The organism is Actinoplanes sp. NPDC049265 (genome assembly GCF_043197135.1).
GTDB lineage: Bacteria > Actinomycetota > Actinomycetes > Mycobacteriales > Micromonosporaceae > Actinoplanes.
This window is the reverse complement of sequence record NZ_JBICSP010000001.1, coordinates 268,509-289,607: the sequence shown is the minus strand read 5'-3', so window position 1 is coordinate 289,607 and position 21,099 is coordinate 268,509. Positions and strand designations below refer to the sequence as shown.

Sequence of the window (21,099 nt, the reverse complement as noted above, 5' to 3'; positions counted from 1 at the left end):
GCATGACCACCATCAACATCGAAGCCGTCGAGGCCGCCTTCATGCGCGCCTACCTGACCGGGGCACCGGCGTCGCACGGGCCGGCCTCCACCGAGGTCGACGGCGTCGTCGTCCTGGCCCTGCGGGACGACCCGAACCGCTACTGGAACAAGGCCGTGGGTTTCACCAAGCCGGTCACCGGCGCGCTGCTGGACGAGATCATCGGCTTCTGGCAGGACCATGGCACGGCCTGGGGGACGCTGCAGATCCCGCCCGAGCTGACGCCGGACGACTGGGCCGAACTGTGCGCGTCCCGTGGCATCGAGGACAGCGGCGGCCGGGTCATGAAGCTGTCCGGCCCGATCGGCGAGACCACCCCGGCCGGCCCGGCCGGCCTGGACGTGCGCCCGGTCACCGAGGCCGACGCGCGCGCGTGGGCCGAGGCCCTGGTCGACGCGTACGAGTTCGAGCGCGAGCCGCACGTCGCGATGTTCCTGGGCATGCTCGGCGACTCGCGCTGTCGTTCGTTCGCGGTCTGGGACTCGGGCCGCGTCGTGGCCGGCGCCAACCTCTATCTGCTGGACGGCGTCGGTGGCCTGGGCGGCGCCGGCACCGGGGCCGGCTTCCGCCGCCGGGGTGCGCAGAACGCGCTGATCGCCGCCCGCATCGCCGCCGCCCGCGAGGCCGGATGTCACACGGTGGTCGCGGAGACGGGCTGGTCGGACGCGTCGCCGCGGCACTCGTCGCTGAACAACATGCGCCGGGCCGGCCTCGAACCGAACTACATCCGCCCCAACTGGCGCTGGACCGCCGCATGAGAATGGCCCCGGCGGTTGCCGGGGCCATCTCGTCAATTCAGCGTGTTCATGCCGGCTCGGGCGGGCCGGCCGGGCGCCGGGGCAGCTTCAGGACCTCGAACTGGTCCGTGTGGCCGCGGAGCGCACCACCCGGCTTGTCGGCCTGGGAGCTGAACGACCGCTCCGGCTCGGCCTCGTGGGCGCCGCCGCTGGAGTCGGGCACCTCGGCGTCGGCGGGCACGAGGCCCTCGGGCTCGTCGGCCGCGTGTTTCGGGCCCGCCTTGGCCAGCCGCTTGCGCTCCCGCTTGGCCCGCGACTTCTCCTTGCGGTTCTCCACCATGGTGTACAGCGTCGGCACCAGCACCAGGGTCAGCAGGGTGCTGCTGACCAGGCCGCCGATCACCACGACGGCCAGCGGCTTGCTGATGAAGCCGCCCTCGCCGGTGAGGCCGAACGCCATCGGGAGGAGCGCGAAGATGGTCGCGATGGCGGTCATCAGGATTGGGCGCAGCCGGTGCCGGCCGCCCTCGATGACCGCCTCCTGCACGCCCATGCCCTGCTGGCGGTAGTGGTTGATCAGGTCCATCAGCACGATGGCGTTGGTCACCACGATGCCGACCAGCATCAGCACACCGATCAGGGCCGGTACGCCCAGCGGCGTCCCGGTCGCCAGCAGCAGCGCGATCGCGCCGGTGGCGGCGAACGGGATGGACACCAGCAGGATGATCGGCTGCACGATGCTCTTGAACGTGGCCACCATGATCACGAAGACGATCGCGATCGCGGCCAGCACGGCCAGGCCCAGGTCGGCGAAGGCGTCGGCCTGGTCGGCACTGGCCCCGCCGATCTCGTACGACGCACCGGCCGGCAGGTTGAGCGCGTCCAGGTTCTTGGTCAGCGTGCTGGTGACCGCGCGCAGGTCCTTGCCGGTGAACGTGCCGCTGACTGTGACGCTGCGCTCGCCGTCGATCCGGGTGACCTCTTCCGGGCCGTCGACCTGCTTGACCGTCGCCACCTGGGACAGCGGGACCGGGCCACGTGCGGTGGTCAGCGGCAGCGCCTCGAGCGCCTTCTGGTCGGTGGGCGGGGCGGCGAACGAGATCACCACGTCCTGGCTGGTCCCGTCGATGGTGATCTGACCGGCCGGCGCGGGCCGGAAGGAACCGGCCACCGACTGCCCGACCTGGCCCTCGGTGAGCCCGGCGGCGGCCGCCTTCTGCCGGTCGACCGAGACCTCGAGGCGGGGCACGCTGGCGGCCAGCGAGGTCTTCACGTCGGTGACGTCACCGAGCTTGGCCAGCTCGGCCCGGACCTGCTCGGTCGCCGTGGTCAGCGTGTCGTTCTCGGACGCTTTGACGGTCACCGACAGTTCGTCGCCGCTGAGGCCGGTGCTGCTGTCCCCGCCGACGGTGATCTCGCCGATGCCGGTCTGCTTACCGAGCTGGTCGCGCAGTTCGTCGCCGACCTTGACCGCGTCGGCGTCCTCGTCGAGCGCGACGCTGAACTCGGCCTGGCTGGCGCCGCCGGACCCGGCGAACGGGTTGAACTCACCCTGGCCGACTGTCACCTGGTACGACTTCACGTCGCCCCGGGCGCCGATGATCTGCTCGACCTTTTTGGCCGCCGCGTCGGTGGCGGCCAGGCTGGTGCCGACCGGCATCTGCTGGCTGATGTTGACCGAGTCCTGGCCGGACTGGTCGATGAAGTTGGTCTCGAGCCGGGTGGAGAGGGCGAACGTGCCGCCCAGGACCAGGATGCCGATCAGCACCGTGGTCCAGCGCCGCTTGGTGGCGAACCGGATGATCGGCAGGTAGCCGCGCTGCAGCGGGCTGCGGCGTTCCTTTTCCTCGGCGGCCTGGCGGATGGCCTCGGTCTCGGCGCCGCCGGCGGCCGGCTTCAGGAACCAGTACGCCAGGACAGGCACCACGGTCAGGGCCACGAACAGGGACGCGACGAGGGCCACGGTGACGGTGATCGCGAACGGTGCGAACAGCTGCCCGACGAACCCGCCGACCAGGGCGATCGGAGCGAAGACGGCCACCGTGGTCAGGGTCGAGGCGGTCACCGCGCCGGCCACCTCGCGTACGCCGGCGGTGACGGCGTGCGCCTTCTGCTCGCCGTACCCCAGATGTCGTTTGATGTTCTCCAGCACCACGATCGAGTCGTCGACGACGCGGCCGACGGCGATGGTGAGCGCGCCCAGGGTGAGCAGGTTGAGCGAGTAGTCGCCGATCCACAACGCGATCAGCGCCACGAGCACCGACAGCGGGATGGACACCGCGGTGACCAGCGTCGACCGGATGGACAGCAGGAAGACCAGGATGACGATGATGGCCATGACCAGGCCGAGCAGACCCTCGGTGGTCAGCGAGTCGATCGATCGCTCGACGAACGGCGCCTGGTCGACGATGACGGTGAGGTCGGCGCCGGACCCGCTCTCGAGCTCGGCGAGCTTGTCGTTGACCTCGTGCGAGATCGCCACCGGGTTGCCGTCGGGGGAGGCGGTGACCGCGATGCCGAGACTTTCCTTGCCGTCGGTGCGGGTGAACGAGGTGACGGTGGACGGCTTGCTCTCGACCTTGGCCACGTCGGAGAGTTTCACCGCGCCGCGCGTACCCGACAGGTAGAGGTTCTTGAGCTGGTCGAGCGTGGTGATCGGGGCGCCGACCTGCACGCTCAACGACTTGTCGCCCTCGGTCAGCGCGCCGGCCGGTATGGAGATGCCGTTGGCCTTGAGCAAATCGGTCAGGGCGGTGGGCTGGACGCCGTTCTGGCCCAGCTTGGCGAAGTCCGGGGTGATCACGACCTGTTCGGACTTGGTCCCGGTGACCTGCACGTCGCGGACGCCCTCGATGGCGTTCAGCTCGGGGACGACGCTCTCGTTGAGCTTCTGGGCGAGCGTCTTGGCGTCGCCGCCACCCGAGGCGGCCAGCACGATCGCCGGGATGTCGTCGGTGCTGCCGGCGAAGACGGTCGGCTCGACGCCGTTGGGCAGGGTCGACTGGATCCGGTTGATCGACGTGGTCAGCTGGTTGACCGCCTGGTCGATGTCGGTGCCGAACTCGAAGGTCACCGAGATGGTGGCGAAGCCCTCGCGGGTGCTCGACTGGATCGTGTCGAGGCCGTCGGCTCCCTTGACGGCGTCCTCGATCGGTCTGGTGACCTGTTCCTCGATGATTTCCGGGGAGGCGCCCGGCACCGATGCGCCGATGAACGCGCCGGGGAACTCCAGGGACGGCAGCAGTTGCTGCTTGAGGGATGGGATCGCGTAGACACCGAAGCCGGTGATCACGATCGCGATGAGTGCCACGAGCCCGCGGTTGGCGAGACTCAGCCTGGTCAGAACCGACATGTGCGCTCCCCCGATAATGGTTCGGTCAGCACTGATAGTTTGCCCCACACGAACAAATGGTTTTTCGGTGGGGTGCGCTGGTAGCGTTCGTCACCAGATGGACGCAATTCGGCCATCAGCCCGATACACAGGAGGCTGCGGTGGCCGCGAACGAACAGCTCATCGCCGACATTATGGTCGCGCAGCAGCGGCTCCAGCGGCTGTTTGCCTACGACCGCGCGGATCCGCTCTTCGACTCGCACCTGACCCTGACCCAGATCAAGATCCTGATGCTGCTGGCCCGTCACGGCAACATCTCCGGCGGTGAGCTGGCGAGAATGCTCGGCGTCGGTCTGGCCGCGCTGAGCGGGATGATCGATCGCCTGGTCGCCCAGGACCTCGTCGCGCGCACCGAGGACCAGCGCGATCGGCGGGTGCGCCGGATCGGGCTGACCAGGGCGGGCAGCGAACTCATCGGGGGTATCTTCGACGCCGGCATGGAGAAGCAGCGAAAACTCCTCAGCCGGCTCTCAGCAGATCAGCTTCGTACGATTGCCGAGGCCACCACCCTGTTGGTCAAGGCGGCGTCGGACGAACTGGGTTCAGAAGACGGCCCGGACGACGGGAATCCGTGCCGCCACCAGTGACACGGCAAAGGACGCGACCACCACGAACGCCCAGGCGGCGAGCATCACGACCAGCGAGGACGCCTCGGCCACGGCGGGCACCAGGCGCCGGACCACCTCGAAGATCAGCAGGTGGACGAGGAACACGCCGAACGTCGCGTCGGCCAGCCGACGGAGCAGACGGCCGAGGCGCGGGCCGGGCGTCACCCGCGCGCCCAGCCCGGTCGCGGCCAGCATGACGCACACGGCCGCCACCGCCGTGCCGGCGCCCAGGTAGCTGGTCGGCACGAGCTGCTGCAGGGCCGGGTAGGCGGGCTTGTGCCCGTACTGCCAGACCACCTCGGCCAGCGACACGGCGGCACCGGCCACGGCCAGCGCGACCCCCCAGGCGGGCAGCACGACCCGGTGCAGGGCCCATCCGGCGACAAAATAGCCCACGTACGGCAGCCACATGGTCAGCGCGCCCAGCGCGATCGGCCGCGGCGTGCCGTTCAGCGCGGCCAGCCCCGAGGCGGCGAACACGGCCACGGTGAACCCGAGCGTCGCCGCCGCCGTCACCGCCGACCGCCGCCGTCCACCACTGTGGAGAAAAGCGGCGATCAGCGGCGCGACCAGGTAGAGCCCCGCGATCAGCCAGAGGAAGTAGAGCGCGGTGTACACCTTCCCGTCGAGCAGCCAGGCGATGACCGTGCCGCGGTTCAGCTCCTCGCCCTTGAGCCAGGCCCGCGCCCCGAACAGATAGATCAAGTGCCAGACGACAAGAGCGGGCCCGACGCGTACGAAGCGCTTCCGCCAGAACTCCGCCGGCCCGGCGGCGTGGGCCCGCGGTGACAGCACCAGCGCCCCGCTGATCATCACGAAGACCGGCACCACCCAGACCAGCCCGAGATCGATGGTGACCGCGGCCCACCACTGCCGCCCGCCGGTCAGGTGATCGTTGCCCAGCATCATGCCGACGACGTGGATCGCCACCACCCCGCAGATGGCCATGAGCCGCAGCGCGTCGAGCTCCCACTGCCGGCGCCGGGTCGCGCCCGCCGCCACCCCGGTGCCTTTCTGGCTCGGGACAACAGCGACATTAGCCACTATTTGCGTCACAACCCTGTCAACGACTCATAAAGCTACGGGGTGTCGAGGCCGCCGCCGGGTAGAGCGGCTACCCGCCGATGCCGTTGACACATCGAAATTCATCTCTACCCTGGCGAGGGATGAATACCGCAAACGTTTGCAGCCGACGGCCGGTCATCGTCCTGATCGCGGTCGTCCTCATCTCCATCGGCCTGACCGTGGTCCGGACGCCGGCCGAGGCCGCGACCGGCGTACCCGTGATCGGCGTCGCCTCCGGCCGCTGCCTCGACGTCGTCGGCGAGTCCCAGGCCGACAAGGCCCGGGTCAACATCTTCGACTGCAAGGGCACGGCCAACCAGGCGTGGACCTTCACCGCCGCCGGTGAGCTGCGGGTGTACGACCCGCCCAAGTGCCTCGACGTCGCCGGGCAGGCCACCACCTCGCCGGCGGTGGCGCAGATCTACACCTGCAACGGCGGGGCCAACCAGAAGTGGCGCCTGAACACCGACGGCACCGTCACCGGCGTACAGTCCGGCCTCTGCCTCGACGTCAGCGGCGCGGACACGGCCAACAGCACGCTCGTCGGGATGTTCACCTGCACCGGCCAGGCCAACCAGAAATGGCGTACCTCGGCCGGCGACAGCGTCCCGCCCAGCGTTCCGGCCAACCCGCGCGTCACCGACGTGGTCTGCGACGCGGCCACCTTCGCCTGGGACGCGTCGACCGACAACGTCGGCGTCGCCTTCTACGACGTCTACCACGACGGCCAGCTGATGAAGTCGGTCAGCGGCACCACCCTGTCCACCAGTCTGACCGTGGTCGGCGGCGTGACCTGGGGCCTCTACGTCAACGCGCGGGACGCCGCCGGCAACGTCTCACAGGCCAGCACCACCGTGCCGGTCACCCCGCCGCACTGCCAGGCCGACACCCAGCCCCCGACCGCGCCGGGCGGGCTCACCGGCGCGGCCGCCGGCACCACGGTGACGCTGAACTGGACCGCGGCGAGCGACAACATCGGCGTACGGGCATACGACATCTACCGCGACAACGCCAAGGTCGGCACCGTCACCGGCACCGCCACCAGCGCACCGGCGACGACGTTCATCGACAGCGCCCTGGCCGCGAACCGGGCCTACCCGTACTTCGTGGTGGCCCGCGACGCGCAGGCCAACGTCTCCGCGCACAGCAACACGGTGACGGTGACCACCGGGGCGGCGTGCGACGGCGCGATCTGCGCGGTCACCCAGATCGGCACCGACACCGACATCCCGTGGGGACTCGTCACGCTCCCGGACGGCAAGATCCTCTACACCCGGCGCGACGCGCACACCATCGTCCGCCTCGACCCGGCGACCGGCGCGCGGACGACCGTCGGCACGGTGCCCAACGTCGACAACACCGACGGTGAGGGCGGCCTGCTCGGGCTGGCCATCGCGCCGACCTTCGGCAGCGACCACTGGCTGTACATCATGCACACGTCGCCCAGCGACAACCGGATCGTGCGGATCCGGCTCGACGGCGACACCCTGAACACCGGCACCGAGCAGGTGCTGATCTCCGGCATCCTGCGCAACAAGTTCCACGACGGCGGCCGGCTGCGGTTCGGCCCCGACGGCAAGCTCTACGCCAGCACCGGCGACGCGCAGAACGGCGACAACGCGCAGAACCTGAGCGGCCTCAACGGCAAGGTCCTGCGGCTGAACACCGACGGGTCGGTGCCGTCGGACAACCCGTTCGGCAACTACGTGTGGAGTTACGGGCACCGCAACCCGCAGGGCCTGGCCTTCGACTCGCAGGGCCGGCTGTGGGAGCAGGAGTTCGGCAACTCGGTCATGGACGAGACGAACCTGATCACCAAGGGCGGCAACTACGGCTGGCCGGCCTGCGAGGGCACGTCCGGCACCTGTGGCACCGCCGGGTACATCGCGCCCAAACGCACCTACCCGACCGCGGACGGCTCCTGCTCGGGCATCGCGATCGTGCGGAACGTGCTCTACGTCGCCTGCGAGCGCGGCACCCGGCTCTACCGCGAGGTGATCAGCGGCAGCGAGCTGACCGACGTGCAGATCTTCTTCAACGGCACGTACGGCCGGCTGCGCACCGTCGAACCCGCGCCCGACGGCGGCCTGTGGCTGACCACCAGCAACAACGGCGACAAGGACAGCATCCCGGACAACAGCAACGAGAAGCTCTTCCACGTCACGCTGGGCAGCTGAGGGGTTCCCATGCAGATCAGCCGTCGTCATCTCCTGGCCCTGGGCGCTCTCTCCACCGCCGGGATCCCGCCCCTGGGCGAACCGTCCCGTGCCACCGAGACCATGGTGCTGACCGGTACGGACGCCGATCACACGGTCGACTGGGAGTTCCAGGTCACCCAGGGCCGGCGGGCCGGAGAGTGGACCACCATCCCGACACCGTCCAACTGGGAGTGTCACGGCTTCGGCAGCTACCACTACGGCTCCGACCTGGTGCCGGGGGAGAAGGGCAACTACCGGCACAGCTTCACGCCGCCCGCCGCCTGGGCCGGCCGCCGGATCTTCCTGGTCTTCGAGGCAGCGATGACCGACACCGAGGTGCGGGTCAACGGCGTCTCGGCCGGCCCGGTCCATCGGGGCGGTTTCTACCGATTCTCGTACGATGTGACGGCCTTGATCCGCCTCGGGCAATCCAACCTGCTCGAGGCGACGGTCAGCAAGGAATCGGCCGACAACTCGATCAACGACGCCGAGCGGCGGGGCGACTACTGGAACTTCGGCGGCATCTTCCGTCCCGTCTCGTTGCGGGCGGTCCCGGCCGCCCACATCGACCGGATCGCCATCGACGCCCGGGCCGACGGCACCTTCACCGCCGACGTCCTGCTGGCCGGCCTGACGTCGGCCGGTCAGGTGATCGGCCGGATCGGCGGGCAGACCTTCACGGTCGCCGTCTCGGCCGGCGCCACCACGGCCCGGCTGACCACGACCGTCGCCGATCCGCCGCTGTGGACGGCCGAGACACCGAACCTGCACCAGGTCGAGGTGACACTGACCGACAGCGCCGGCGGGCCCCTGCACGTCGTCACCGAACGCTTCGGCTTCCGTACGGTCGAGGTCCGCCCCGGTGACGGCATCTACGTCAACGGCACCCGCGTCGTCCTCAAGGGTGCGAACCGGCACACCTTCTGGCCGACGCTGGGCCGCGCCTCCAGCCCCCGGCTCGCCCGTCAGGACGTCGAGCTGATCAAGGACATGAACATGAACGCGGTGCGGATGTCGCACTATCCGCCGGACGCGTTCTTCCTCGACCTCTGCGACGAACTCGGCCTGTACGTGCTGGACGAGCTGGCCGGCTGGCAGAAGCGCTACGACGAGGGCGCCGGGGCGCCGCTGGTGGCCGCGACGGTGACCCGCGACGTCAACCACCCGTCCATCCTGTTCTGGGACAACGGCAACGAGGGCGGCTGGAACACCGCGCTGGACGACGACTTCGCGCTCTACGATCCGCAGAAGCGCAAGGTCCTGCACCCGTGGACCACGTTCAGCGGCGTCGACACCAGCCACTATCAGACGTACGCGTCGACGCAGAGCCGGGCGAACGGCAGCAATGTCTACATGCCGACCGAGTTCCTGCACGGCCTGTACGACGGCGGGGCCGGTGCCGGGCTCAACGACTACTGGAAGCTGATGGGCGGCAGCGGCCGCTCGGCCGGCGGCTTCATCTGGTCCCTGGTCGACGAGACGGTGGCCCGCGACGACCTCGGCGGCACCCTGGACACGTTCGGCAACCGGGCCCCCGACGGCATCCTCGGCCCGTACCGCGAGAAAGAGGCCAGCTTCTACACCATCCGCGACATCTGGTCACCGGTCCAGCTGTCCAACCCCGGCTACTACGCCTCGACGTTCCCGGCCGGCTTCGACCGTACGGTGAAGATCCAGAACCGGTACGCCTTCACCAACCTCCGCCGGTGCACCTTCACCTGGCAGCTGGTCGACTTCCCGCGGCCCGGCACCGGCACCGGCCACCAGGTGACCGCGCAGGGCAGCGGACCGGGCCCCGACATCGCCCCCGGCGGCTCCGGCGCGGTGACCCTCGGCCTGCCCGCGTTGTGGACCAACGCCGACGCCCTGCGGCTGACGGCCACGGACCCGACCGGCCGCCAGATCGTCGACTGGGCCTGGCGCATCAAGAAGGCCACCGACTACGTGGCGCTGCTCGTCACCCCCGGCTCCGGTTCGGTCACGGCCACCGAGACCTCGTCCACCGTCACCATGGCGGCCCGGACGACCCGCGTCACCATCAGCAAGACCACCGGCAGGCTGACCGGCGTGACCGGCTTCTCCCTGGCCAACGGCCCTGCCCCCGCCGGTGGCACGGCGGCCCTCACGGCCCTCACGCACTTCCGCGACGGCACCGGTTGGGTCGTGCGGGCGGACTACACCGGCGATCTGGCTTCCGTACGCTGGCGCCTCGACGCCAACGGCTGGCTTCGCCTGGAGTACCGATACCGTCGCACCGGAACCTTCGACCACCTGGGCGTCAACTTCGACTACCCCGAGTCCCAGGTTCGTTCCGTCACCTGGCTGGGCGACGGCCCATACCGCGTCTACAAGAACCGCCTGCGCGGCGTGACCCCCGACGTCTGGGCCAAGCCCTACAACAACACGGCCACCGGTTCCAGCGGCTTCCAATACCCCGAGTTCAAGGGCTACCACGCCAACACGTGCTGGGCCCGCCTGACCACCACCGAGGGCACCATCACCGTCGTGGCGGCCGAGGAGAATCTGTTCCTGCGCCTGTTCACCCCCGCGACCGGTCCCGACCCACAAACCGCCACAGCCACCTATCCCACCGGCGACATCTCTTTCCTCGACGGCATCGCCGCGATCGGCAACAAGTTCCACGCGGCCGCCGCGCTGGGCCCCGAGAGCCAGCCGAACACCGCGGCGTCCACCGACTACCACCGGACCCTCTACTTCAAGTTCGACGCTTAGGGCCGGTACTGCTCGGCGATCTCGTAGATGAAGTCACCGGTGTTGGCGATGGTGACCGGGAAGCCGCCGTGGCCGAGCTGCTTCTTCAGCCAGTCGGCGCCGGCCATGCAGCTGCCCGTGGTCTTGAAGCCCTCGCCGTCCATGCAGTCCGGGTTACCACCGTTGGTGGAGAAGATCTTGGGCGACGAGTTGACGGGCAGCGTGTACCGGCTGCCGTCGCCGTTCACCGCGCTGCCGTCCTTGCTGAACGTGGCCGGCTCGATGACCGCGGTGTGCTTGGCGCTGTTGTAGCTGTGCAGCAGCACCAGGTGCGTTCCCGGGCTGATCGGGAACGTGGCGTCCCCGCCTTCGCGCTTGCTGGTGGTCTTCGTGGTCTTGGTGCTCTTGTCGTTCTTGGCCTGCGCGGCGGTCTTGGTCTTCCGCACGTCCTTGGCCTTCTCCGGCTGGACAGCCGGTTGATCGGCGTCGGCCGGCGCGGAGTCCACCGGAGTGCTGGCGGCCGGCGCCTGCGGGGCCGGTGACCCGGCGCTCGGCTGGATGCCCGAGCAGGCGGTCGAGAGAACGAAAGCGCCGACGATCACCGGAATTGCCAGAAGTCGATTCATGCCGATGACCTTGCCGCCCGAGCCGCCCCGGCGGACGAGCCCCGGCAACTGCTGGCACGAATCCGGGAACTCCGGCCGTGGCGCGAACCATGCCACGGAGTCGCCGCGGACTACCGGTGCGGGCGCATGACGGTGAGGGCCTCGTTGACGAGGTCGCCGAGGTTGCCTGTGCCGCCCTGGCGGACCCAGATTTCGGTTCCGGTGTCGAGGCAGGTCAGGGCGCAGGCGACCAATGCGTGAGCCCGGACGTCGGGGAGGTCGACGGGGTCGATGCCCATGCGGCGTTCGACTTCGGGGACCAGCAGGTCGAGCCAGTCACGGCGCTTTTCGGCCTTGCGGGCTCGCAGGGACGGCTCGATGGTGAACATCTCGGCGAGGCGGAAGGCGCGTTCGTGGGTGTTGCCCGGGACCTCGCCCAGGGCGGCGATCGCGGCGCTGAGCGCGTCCCACGGAGACTCGGCGGCGGGGCGGGCGCGAAGGGCGTCGCGGACCATCTCGCCGGCTGCCCTCATGTCGCCGAGGACGATGTCTTCCTTGGTGCCGAAGTAGCGGAACAGGGAACGGGGCGAGACGCCGGCGGTCTGGGCGATCTGGTCGACAGTCGTGACCGCGAAGCCCTGGGTGACGAACAGGTGCATGGCGACGGCGGCGATCTCGGTTCGCATGGCTTCCCGAGTTCTCGCACGTAGATCGCCGGCCACCTGTCGGACTCTAACTCATTGACAGGCAGTGCTAGTTTGGCAGCCACTGACAGATCGGCAGAGGGTGGCAGCGGATGCGACGTGCGGTGGTTCTGGGTGGCGGTGGGCCGGTTGGTCTGGCCTGGGAGATGGGGCTGATCGACGCGCTGGGTGAGCGCGGCGCCGGGGTGGGCGACGCCGATCTGGTGGTGGGCACCTCGGCCGGGGCGGTGGCCGGCGCCTACCTGACGCTGGGCGAGGACACCAGCGAGCTGCTCGCGGCGGCGAAGCTGCCGGTCGGCGCGGGGACCGTCGACCTCGCGGCCATGCAAGCGGCCATGCTGCGCGCCATCGCCGGCGCCGCCGGACCGGTGGAGGCGCTGCAGGCGATCGGGCGCGCCGCCCTGGCCGCGGACACCATGCCCGAGGAGGCGTTCCTGGCTCACCCGTACTTCGCCCGGCTGGTCGGCCGCCCCTGGCCGGAGTCCTTCCGGTGCACCACGATCGACGCGCTCACCGGCGAGTTCCGTGTCTGGAGCGCCGCCGACGGCGTCGAACTGCATCGGGCCGTCGCCGCCAGCTGCGCGGTGCCGACGGTCATCCCGCCGATCACCGTCGGAGGCGCGCCTCAGATCGACGGCGGCATGCGTACGCCGTTGAACGCCCACACGGCCGAGCACGCGACCAGCGTCCTGGCGATCTCCTGCTATCCGCTCGACTCCCCGGACCGCCCGGCCGACCCGATCCTCGACGAGGTCGACCGCCGGCAGCACGCCGACCTGGCCGCCCTCCGCGCCGCCGGCGCCGAGGTCACGGTCATCGAACCCGACCTGGCCTTTCAGGAATTGAGCGGCCGGGGACTGCACGTGCTCGACGGCTCACGCGCCCCACGGGCCTACGAGCTGGGTCGCGCCCACGGTTAGGGCGCATCGGACGGATCACCCCGGGCCGCGGCGTGGCCCTGGGCCGTCAGATTGCGCCCTAGAAGATCGCGCCGAGGTAGGGGATCCTGGCGGCGAGCAGGGAGATCGCGTAGGACGTCGCCAGGGTCGCGACGAAGGCGGCGGCCAGGATGACAGGTGAGGTCGCCGGCACGATCACCTTCACGATCTCCAGGATCAGCAGGTGTACGAGGAAGACGCCGAACGCCGCCCCGGAGAGACGACGCAGGGCCGACGCCGTGCGGGGGCCGGGCGTGATCCGGGCCGCCACCCCGGTCGCCACCAGGAAGAAGCAGATCGCCGCCACGGTCATCATCGGGCCCAGCCGGGTGATCGGCAGGAAGGCGAGCAGGCGCTGGGGGTGGGCGTACTGCCAGATCGGCTCGGCCACCGCCAGCACGCCGGCCAGCGCCGCCGCCACCAGCCCGGACGGGCGCAGGACGACGCCACGCAACGCCCAGCCGGCCACGAACAAGCCGACGTACGGCCACCACTGGTTCCAGACGCCGAGGTGGATGGGGCGCGGGGCGCCGAGGAGTGACGACAGCGTGCTCACGGCGTACCCCAGCTGGGTCCAGAGGAGCGCGACCAGCGCGACGCCGAACGCGCGCCGGCGGCCGCCACCACGCAGGAACGCCGCGATCACGGGGGCGATCACGTAGAGACCGGCGATCAGCCAGAGGAAATACAGCGCCGTGAACGTCTTGGCGTCGAGCAGGCCGATCAGGGCGATGCGCGGGCGGAACGGCTCGCCGCGCAGCCAGCACCGGACGACGACCAGGTAGATCACATGCCAGGCGAGCAGCGCGGGCAGGACACGGGCGAAGCGTTTGCGATAGAAGGCGGCCGGGCCGTCGGCGTGCGCCCGGGGCGACAGCACCAGCGCGCCACTGATCATCACGAAGGCCGGGACCACCCAGGTCGAGCCGACGTTGACGGTCACCGCCGCCCACCACGCCGGACCGCCGGAACGCGGCCCGAGCAGCAGGCCGGACACGTGGATCGCGACCACACCGGTGATCGCTACGACCCGGAGCGCGTCCAGCCCCCACTCCCGCTGCGGTCGTGCCGTCGCCTGAACCGGGATGTCGAGAAGGGCCACGCCCGGTTCAACGAGCTACGTCAGGTCGAGGGCCTTCGCCGCCGCCAGGACGTCGTTCTTGATCGTGGTCGGGGACGGCGCCGTCGAGATGGCCCACTCGGGGTCCTTCAGGCCGTGGCCGGTGACCGTGCAAACGATGCGCGCACCGGCCGGAATCCGGCCCGCCTCGGCCTGCTGCAGCAGACCGGCGACGCTGGCCGCGCTGGCCAGCTCGACGAAGACGCCGACCTCGCGGGCCAGCAGGCGGTACGCGGTCAGGATCTCGCGGTCGGTGACGGCGTTGATCAGGCCACCGGACGCATCGCGCGCGTCCAGTGCCTTGGTCCAGCTGGCCGGGTTGCCGATTCGGATCGCGGTGGCGATCGTGGACGGCTCGGGCACCACCTGGCCGTTGACGATGGGTGCGGCGCCGGCGGCCTGGAAGCCGAACATCCGCGGCGCCCGCTTGATGTTGCCGGCGTCGAGTTCTTCCTGGTAGCCCATCCAGTAGGCGGAGATGTTGCCGGCGTTGCCGACCGGCAGGCAGTGGATGTCGGGCGCGTCGCCGAGCGCTTCGACGATCTCGAAGGAGGCCGTCTTCTGCCCGTGCAGGCGGAAGATGTTGACCGAGTTGACCAGCGAGACCGGGTAGTCCTGGGACAGCTTCGAGGCCAGCGCCAGGCAGTCGTCGAAGTTGCCGTTGACCTGCAACAACTTGGCGCCGTGGACGAGGGCCTGGGCCAGCTTGCCCAGCGCGATCTTCCCCTGGGGGACGAGAACGGCGCAGGTCAGACCCGCTCTTGCCGCGTACGCCGCAGCCGACGCGCTCGTGTTGCCGGTGGAGGCGCAGATGATCGCCTTGGCGCCTTCCTCGACCGCCTTGGACACGGCCATCGTCATGCCGCGGTCCTTGAAGGAGCCGGTCGGGTTGGCCCCCTCGACCTTGAGGTAGACATCCGCCCCGGTGCGCTGGGACAACACCGGCGCCGGAACCAGCGGCGTGTTCCCCTCATGCAGGGTCACCACGGGAGTGTCCGGCCCGACCGGTAACCGGTCGCGGTACGCCTCGATCAGTCCACGCCACATCTCAATCTCCACCCTCGACCCGCAGCACGCTGGCGATGGACCGAACGATATCGAGCTTGTCCAGCTCAGCGACGGTCGCGGCCAGGTTCGCGTCCGGTGCGCCGTGGGTGACGATCACCAACTGCGCGTCCTCGGACCGGCCGGACTGCCGGACCGTCGCGATCGACACCTCGTGCCGCGCGAACACCCCGGCCACCGCGGCCAGCACGCCGGGCCGCTCGTCCACGTCCAGGCTGATGTGGTATCTGGTCACGGCTTCGCCGATGGGGCGGATCGGGAGCTTCGCATACGCCGACTCGCTCGGCGCGCGGGTGCCCGTGAGCCGGTTGCGGGCCGCCGCGACGACGTCACCCAGCACGGCGCTGGCGGTCGGCGTACCTCCGGCGCCGCGGCCGTAGAACATCAGCTGGCCCGCGGCCTCGGCCTCGACGAACACCGCGTTGAACGCGTCGCCCACCCCGGCCAGCGGATGGGACACCGGGATCATCGCCGGGTGCACCCGGACGCTGACCGATTCCTGGCCGGTCGAGTCGAGGCCACGCTGGGCGATGCACAGCAGCTTGATCGTGCAGCCCATAGCCTTGGCGCTGGCCATGTCGCCGGCCGTCACCCCGGTCATCCCCTCACGGAAGACGTCGGCCGCGGTGACCCGGGTGTGGAAGGCGAGCGAGGCGAGGATGGCGGCCTTGGCGGCGGCGTCGAAACCCTCGACGTCGGCGGTCGGGTCGGCTTCCGCGTACCCCAGCGCGGTGGCCTCCTCCAGCGCCTCGCTGAAACCGGCCCCGCTCTGGTCCATGGACGACAGGATGAAGTTGGTGGTGCCGTTGACGATGCCGGTGACGCGGGTGACCCGGTCGCCGTGCAGAGACTCGCGCAGCGGGCGGAGCAGCGGGATCGCACCCGCCACGGACGCCTCGTAGTAGAGGTCGGCGCTGCCCTCGGCGGCCGCGTCGTGCAGGGCCGCGCCGTCCTCGGCCAGCAGCGCCTTGTTGGCCGTCACGACACTCTTGCCGGCGCGCAGGGCCTCGGTGAGCCAGGTGCGGGCCGGTTCGATGCCGCCCACGACCTCGATCACGATGTCCACGTCGTCGCGCTTGACCAGGCCGAGCGCGTCGGTGGTGAACAGGCTCTTGTCGACGGGCAGGTCGCCGCGTTCACGGCCGGCGCGGCGGACCGCGATGCCGGCGATCTCGAGCGTGGCGCCTATGCGCGCGGTCAGGTCGTCGGCCTGGTCGTGCAGCAGCCGGACGACCTCGGAGCCGACCGTGCCACAGCCGAGCAGGGCCAGTTTCACAGACCTCATCCAACATCCAATGCGAGCAGATCTTCCTCGGTTTCCCGGCGGACGATCACCCGCGAGGCACCGGCCCGGACCGCGACCACCGGCGGGCGTGGCACGTGGTTGTAGTTGCTGGCCATGCTCCGGCAGTACGCGCCCGTGCCGGGAACCGCGAGAAGATCTCCGGGCTGCACGTCGGCGGGCAGGAATTCATCCTTCACGACGATGTCCCCGGACTCACAATGCTTTCCCACCACGCGGGCCAGCAGCGGTTCGGCGTCACTGGCCCGGGAGGCGATCGTGGCGCTGTACGAGGCGTCGTAGAGCGCCGTGCGGATGTTGTCGCTCATTCCGCCGTCGACGCTCACGTACGTCCGGATCCCGTCGACGTCCTTGACCGTGCCCACCTCGTACAGGGTCAGCACGGCCGGGCCGACGATCGCCCGGCCCGGTTCGATGGAGAGCTTGGGTTTGGCTAGCGAGGCCAGGTCGCACTCGCCCTCGACGATCTTGTTGATGCGCTTGGCCAGGTCGGCGGCGGGTGAGGGATCGTCTTGAGTGGTGTACGCGATGCCGAAGCCGCCGCCCAGATCGAGTTCGGGCAGTTCGACGCCGCGCGCGTCACGGATCTGGGCCTGGAGTTCCAGCACCCGCCGGGCCGCCACCTCGAAACCGCTGGTGTCGAAGATCTGCGACCCGATGTGCGAGTGCAGTCCGCGCAGGTCGAGCCGGTCCTCGTCGATGATCTTGGTGGCGGCCGCGAAGGCGTCGCCGCCGGCCAGCGAGAACCCGAACTTCTGATCCTCGTGCGCGGTGGCGATGAACTCGTGCGTGTGAGCTTCGACACCGACCGTGACGCGGACCAGGACCGACGGCCGCTTGCCCGATTTCTCGGCTATGTCACTCAGCCGATCGATCTCCTGGAACGAGTCGACGATGATGCGGCCGATCCCCGCGTCGACCGCTCTCCGCAACTCGGCCGCCGACTTGTTGTTGCCGTGGAAACCCATGCGCTCCGGAGGGAAGCCGGCGGCCAGCGCCACGGCGAGCTCCCCACCCGTACAAATATCTAGAAAAAGACCCTCTTCATCGACGACCTTGACCACGGCCTTGCACAGGAACGACTTACCCGCGTAATAGACGTCGGCGCCGTCGAAGGCGCTCTTGAAGTCGCGGCACCGGGCCCGCAGGTCGTCCTCGTCGAGCAGGTAGGCCGGAGTGCCGTACTCGGCGGCCAGGTCACGCACGCTCACATCGCCGATGATCAGATCGCCGGCCTCGGCGCGACGCACTGTCCGCGGCCAGAGTTCCGGCACGAGCTGATTCACATTCTCGGGGGTACGCAGCCACGCCGGCCCCCGGGTGCCGAGATCACCGTGCAGGGCACCCGCCTCATGCGCTCTCACGCCTTACATCCTTTCCGGTGCGCTGACCCCGAGCAGGCCCAACCCGTTCGCGATCACCGTACGGGTGGCGTCGTTCAGCCACAGCCGGCTCCGGTGCAGGTCGGAGATCTCCTCGTCGCCCATCGGGGTGACCCGGCACTTGTCGTAGAAACGGTGGTACGCCCCGGCCACCTCCTCGAGGTAGCGGGCGACCCGGTGCGGCTCACGCAGCTCGGCCGCGCTGGCCACCACGGCCGGGTATTCGCCCAGGGCCTTGAGCAGCTCGTTCTCCTTCTCGTGGCCCAGCAACCCGGGGTGGAAGTCGTCCGGGCGGCCGCGGGTCAGACCCACCTCGGCGGCGTTGCGGGCCACGTTCGCCGTGCGGGCGGCGACGTACTGCACGTAGTAGACCGGGTTGTCCCGGGTCGCCCGGGTCCACAGGTCGATGTCGATGTCGATGGTCGAATCCGACGAATACCGGGCCAGCGCGTACCGGGCCGCGTCCACGCCCAGCGCCTCGACGAAGTCCTCCAGGGTCACCACCGTGCCGGCCCGCTTGCTCATCCGTACCGGCTCGCCGTCACGCACCAGGTTGACCATCTGCCCGATGAGAATCTCCAGGTTGACCGCCGGGTCGTCACCGAAGCAGGCCGACATCGCCTTCATCCGGCCGATGTAGCCGTGGTGGTCGGCGCCCAGCATGATCACCACGCGCTCGAACCCGCGCTCCCGCTTGTCCAGGTAGTACGCGCAGTCGGCGGCGAAATAGGTCCAGTCGCCGTCCGACTTGCGCAGCACCCGGTCCTTGTCGTCGCCGAAGTCACTCGTCCGCAGCCAGGTCGCGCCGTCCGCCTCGAACGTGTGGCCCTGCTCGCGCAGCCGGTCCAGGGCGGTCTGCAGCTCACCCCGGTCGTGCAGGTCCTTCTCGTTGAAGTACGTGTCGAAGTGCACGCCGAAGTCGGACAGCGACCGCTTGATCTCGGCGAACATCAGCTCGACGCCCCGGACGCGGTACCCCTCGAGGTCGGCGCCCGGCGACTCGGCCTTGATCGTGGCGGCGATCTCGGCGATGTACTCGCCGCCGTACCCGTCCTCGGGCACCGGCTCGCCCCGCGCCGACGCGTACAGCGACTTGGCGAAGCGGTCGATCTGCGAACCGGCGTCGTTGAAGTAGTACTCGGTGCCGACCTCGGCGCCCGCCGCCCGCAGCAGCCGGGCCAGGGCGTCACCGACCGCCGCCCACCGGACCCCGCCGATGTGCACCGGCCCGGTCGGGTTGGCCGAGACGAACTCCAAGTTGATCCGCTGACCGTCGAGCCGGGAGGTGTGGCCGTACTCGGCGCCCGCCAGCACGATGTCGCGGGCCAGCTGACCGGCCGCGGCGGCATCCAGCCGGATGTTCAGGAAGCCCGGCCCGGCGATCTCCACCGACTTGATGCCCGGCTGCGCGCCCAGCTCGGCGGCCAGCGCGGCGGCCAGCTCACGCGGCGGCACTCCGGCCTTCTTGCCGAGCTGGAGGGCCAGGGTCGAGGCATAATCGCCATGCTCGGGGTTGCGCGGTCGCTCGACGGCCGTCGTCGCCGGCAGAGCGGCTTCGTCGAGCTCGCGGGCCACGAAAACGGCACGGGCAGCTGAGAGAACGGTGGCAGCGAGGTCGGCGGGAGTCACTGAGCCATGCTATCCGGGTAGACTTTCGTGCTCGGTGGCCTATGGCGCCCTAGGTCTCGCCGCGACGGCCGTGCGGCGATCGTCTTGCGGATGGATTGACGAGGCACGATGAGCATGAGCACCCCGGGTCCCGAGCGGGTCCCGTCCACGGTGAAGGTCGACAAGACCTCTGGCCAGGGCAAACCGCCCGCCGGCCGCCCCTCCGGCGCCAAAAAGAGCACGCCCAAGGGCAAAGGCGGCGGCAAAGGCCGCAAGCCGGTCACTCCGGTCAAGGTCGCCGGCGGGCGCAACTGGGGCCCGATCATCGTCGCGGCCGTCGTTGTCCTGCTGGCCGGCGGCATCATCGGGTACGGCGTGTACGCCGCCGCCAAGAGCAGCAACGACGCGGCCACCCCATGGGAAGAGCGCGCCGACGCCATCAAGGGCATCGTCAACTACCGCGACAACCCCGACAAGACGATCACCGCGCGCAACCACAAGCCCGGGGTCCTCACGTACAAGACAAGTCCCCCCGTGGGCGGCGACCACAACCCGCGCTGGGAAAACTGCATGGGTGACGTGTACGACCAGCCCATCCCCGTGGAACACGCGGTGCACAGCCTCGAGCACGGCGCGGTCTGGCTGACCTACAAGCAGGGCCTCCCCGCCGACCAGGTCGACAAGCTCAAGGGCAAGATCCAGGGCCAGCCGTACTCGCTGATGAGCCCCATCGCCAACCTCGACAAGAACGTGTCCCTGCAGGCCTGGGGCTACCAGCTCAAACTCGACTCGGTCGACGACACCCGCATCGACGAGTTCATCAAGGCGCTCCGCCAGAACGCCACCGTCGAGCCGCAGGCCATCTGCTCCAACGGCGTCACGGCGGTCGGCACCACGCCCCAGGACAGCTGATGAGCAGCGTCATCACCGAGCCCGGGGCGGCCGACACCGCCCCGGTCGAGGCGCCCGCCCAGCCCATCCGCTTCGGCGTGGCCTGGCTGGCCGGCCTCCTGATCCTCGGCCTCCTGCTCGGCGCCGGCGGCACGTATTTCGCCTTCCACACCGCCGCCCGCCCCGGCGACGCCTCAGCCGAGGCCGGCTTCCTGCGCGACATGAGCGACCACCACGCCCAGGCCGTGGAAATGTCGATGATCGCCCACGCGGCGTCGACGGACCCCACAATCATCAGCCTGAGCGCCGACATCGCCACCATGCAGCAGGGCCAGATCGGCACCATGCAGGCCTGGCTCCGCGACTGGGGCCTCAGCCCCACCCGCACCCAGCCCGCCATGTCCTGGATGCCCGGCGGCGCCGCCTCGGTCCAGAACGGCCTCATGCCCGGCATGGCCACCCCCGCCGAGATCGACAAACTCCGCCAGGCCACCGCCCCCGCCGTCGACCTCCAGTTCCTGACCCTGATGCGCGCCCACCACCTCGGCGGCCTGCACATGGCCCAGGCCATCCTCGACCAGACCGACAACAAGGACATCACCTGGCTCGCCCAGTCGATGGTCACCGGCCAGCAGAGCGAACTCAACCTGATCGACGACCTGCTGAAGAAGAAGCAGGCCAGCTGACCCGCCGCAAGCCGGGTGCCCGCCACGCGGGTATCCGGCTGGCTCGG

At 69.9% G+C, this 21,099-nt stretch carries 16 protein-coding genes; 7 read left to right on the top strand and 9 right to left on the bottom strand.

Features of this window, described 5'->3' with window-relative positions; genetic code table 11:
- Positions 1-2: 2 nt before the first annotated feature.
- Positions 3-797, top strand: coding sequence for a GNAT family N-acetyltransferase (locus tag ACGFIO_RS01330; RefSeq protein ID WP_392820505.1), 795 nt, complete (start codon positions 3-5; stop codon positions 795-797).
- 46 nt (positions 798-843) lie between these two features.
- Here ACGFIO_RS01330 and ACGFIO_RS01325 read toward each other — a convergent pair whose 3' ends face one another.
- The gene (locus ACGFIO_RS01325; RefSeq protein ID WP_392820503.1) at positions 844-4,128 is read right to left on the bottom strand and encodes an efflux RND transporter permease subunit; all 3,285 of its coding nucleotides are present in this window, start codon (positions 4,126-4,128) and stop codon (positions 844-846) included.
- Between the two features lie 140 nt (positions 4,129-4,268).
- Here ACGFIO_RS01325 and ACGFIO_RS01320 point away from each other — a divergent pair, with 140 nt between their 5' ends.
- Positions 4,269-4,754: a MarR family winged helix-turn-helix transcriptional regulator gene (locus tag ACGFIO_RS01320; RefSeq protein ID WP_392820500.1), complete on the top strand. Its 486-nt coding sequence runs from the start codon at positions 4,269-4,271 to the stop codon at positions 4,752-4,754.
- Here the strand turns inward: ACGFIO_RS01320 and ACGFIO_RS01315 are convergent.
- Complete coding sequence (locus tag ACGFIO_RS01315) at positions 4,710-5,819, bottom strand: acyltransferase (protein ID WP_392820497.1); 1,110 nt, start codon at positions 5,817-5,819, stop codon at positions 4,710-4,712. The genes ACGFIO_RS01320 and ACGFIO_RS01315 overlap by 45 nt on opposite strands.
- 122 nt (positions 5,820-5,941) lie before the next feature.
- On the opposite strand from ACGFIO_RS01315, the gene ACGFIO_RS01310 reads away from it, so the two are divergent.
- Positions 5,942-8,017, top strand: coding sequence for a PQQ-dependent sugar dehydrogenase (locus tag ACGFIO_RS01310; RefSeq protein WP_392820494.1), 2,076 nt, complete (start codon positions 5,942-5,944; stop codon positions 8,015-8,017).
- Positions 8,018-8,026: 9 nt separating this feature from the next.
- Positions 8,027-10,771, top strand: a complete 2,745-nt coding sequence (locus tag ACGFIO_RS01305) for a glycoside hydrolase family 2 TIM barrel-domain containing protein (protein ID WP_392820492.1) — start codon at positions 8,027-8,029, stop codon at positions 10,769-10,771.
- Here the strand turns inward: ACGFIO_RS01305 and ACGFIO_RS01300 are convergent.
- Both ACGFIO_RS01300 and ACGFIO_RS01295 read right to left on the bottom strand, forming a co-directional pair.
- Positions 10,768-11,376, bottom strand: coding sequence for a hypothetical protein (locus tag ACGFIO_RS01300; protein WP_392820489.1), 609 nt, complete (start codon positions 11,374-11,376; stop codon positions 10,768-10,770). The genes ACGFIO_RS01305 and ACGFIO_RS01300 overlap by 4 nt on opposite strands.
- Before the next feature lie 110 nt (positions 11,377-11,486).
- Positions 11,487-12,041, bottom strand: a complete 555-nt coding sequence (locus ACGFIO_RS01295) for a TetR/AcrR family transcriptional regulator (protein WP_392820486.1) — start codon at positions 12,039-12,041, stop codon at positions 11,487-11,489.
- A 110-nt stretch (positions 12,042-12,151) separates the two neighbouring features.
- On the opposite strand from ACGFIO_RS01295, the gene ACGFIO_RS01290 reads away from it, so the two are divergent.
- Positions 12,152-12,979, top strand: a complete 828-nt coding sequence (locus tag ACGFIO_RS01290; RefSeq protein WP_392820483.1) for a patatin-like phospholipase family protein — start codon at positions 12,152-12,154, stop codon at positions 12,977-12,979.
- Positions 12,980-13,037: 58 nt separating this feature from the next.
- Here the strand turns inward: ACGFIO_RS01290 and ACGFIO_RS01285 are convergent, their stop codons facing one another.
- The 5 genes from ACGFIO_RS01285 to argS are packed head-to-tail and all read right to left on the bottom strand — an operon-like array spanning position 13,038 to position 19,496.
- Positions 13,038-14,099 (bottom strand): acyltransferase, encoded by a 1,062-nt coding sequence (locus tag ACGFIO_RS01285; protein ID WP_392820480.1) that lies wholly within the window; start codon positions 14,097-14,099, stop codon positions 13,038-13,040.
- 15 nt (positions 14,100-14,114) lie between these two features.
- The gene (gene thrC / locus ACGFIO_RS01280) at positions 14,115-15,164 is read right to left on the bottom strand and encodes a threonine synthase (protein ID WP_392820478.1); all 1,050 of its coding nucleotides are present in this window, start codon (positions 15,162-15,164) and stop codon (positions 14,115-14,117) included.
- A gap of 1 nt (position 15,165) precedes the next feature.
- Positions 15,166-16,467 (bottom strand): homoserine dehydrogenase, encoded by a 1,302-nt coding sequence (locus ACGFIO_RS01275; RefSeq protein ID WP_392820475.1) that lies wholly within the window; start codon positions 16,465-16,467, stop codon positions 15,166-15,168.
- Entirely contained in the window at positions 16,464-17,849 is a 1,386-nt protein-coding gene (lysA, locus tag ACGFIO_RS01270; protein WP_392820473.1) for a diaminopimelate decarboxylase, read from the bottom strand. The genes ACGFIO_RS01275 and lysA overlap by 4 nt, the downstream gene beginning before the upstream one ends.
- 3 nt (positions 17,850-17,852) lie before the next feature.
- Positions 17,853-19,496 (bottom strand): arginine--tRNA ligase, encoded by a 1,644-nt coding sequence (gene argS, locus ACGFIO_RS01265; RefSeq protein ID WP_392820471.1) that lies wholly within the window; start codon positions 19,494-19,496, stop codon positions 17,853-17,855.
- 108 nt (positions 19,497-19,604) lie between these two features.
- Between argS and ACGFIO_RS01260 the strand changes: the two genes are divergently transcribed.
- Both ACGFIO_RS01260 and ACGFIO_RS01255 read left to right on the top strand, forming a co-directional pair.
- On the top strand, positions 19,605-20,387 hold the full coding sequence (locus tag ACGFIO_RS01260; protein ID WP_392820468.1) for a DUF3105 domain-containing protein: 783 nt from the start codon (positions 19,605-19,607) through the stop codon (positions 20,385-20,387).
- The gene (locus ACGFIO_RS01255) at positions 20,387-21,052 is read left to right on the top strand and encodes a DUF305 domain-containing protein (RefSeq protein WP_392820466.1); all 666 of its coding nucleotides are present in this window, start codon (positions 20,387-20,389) and stop codon (positions 21,050-21,052) included. The genes ACGFIO_RS01260 and ACGFIO_RS01255 overlap by 1 nt, the downstream gene beginning before the upstream one ends.
- Positions 21,053-21,099: the final 47 nt, after the last annotated feature.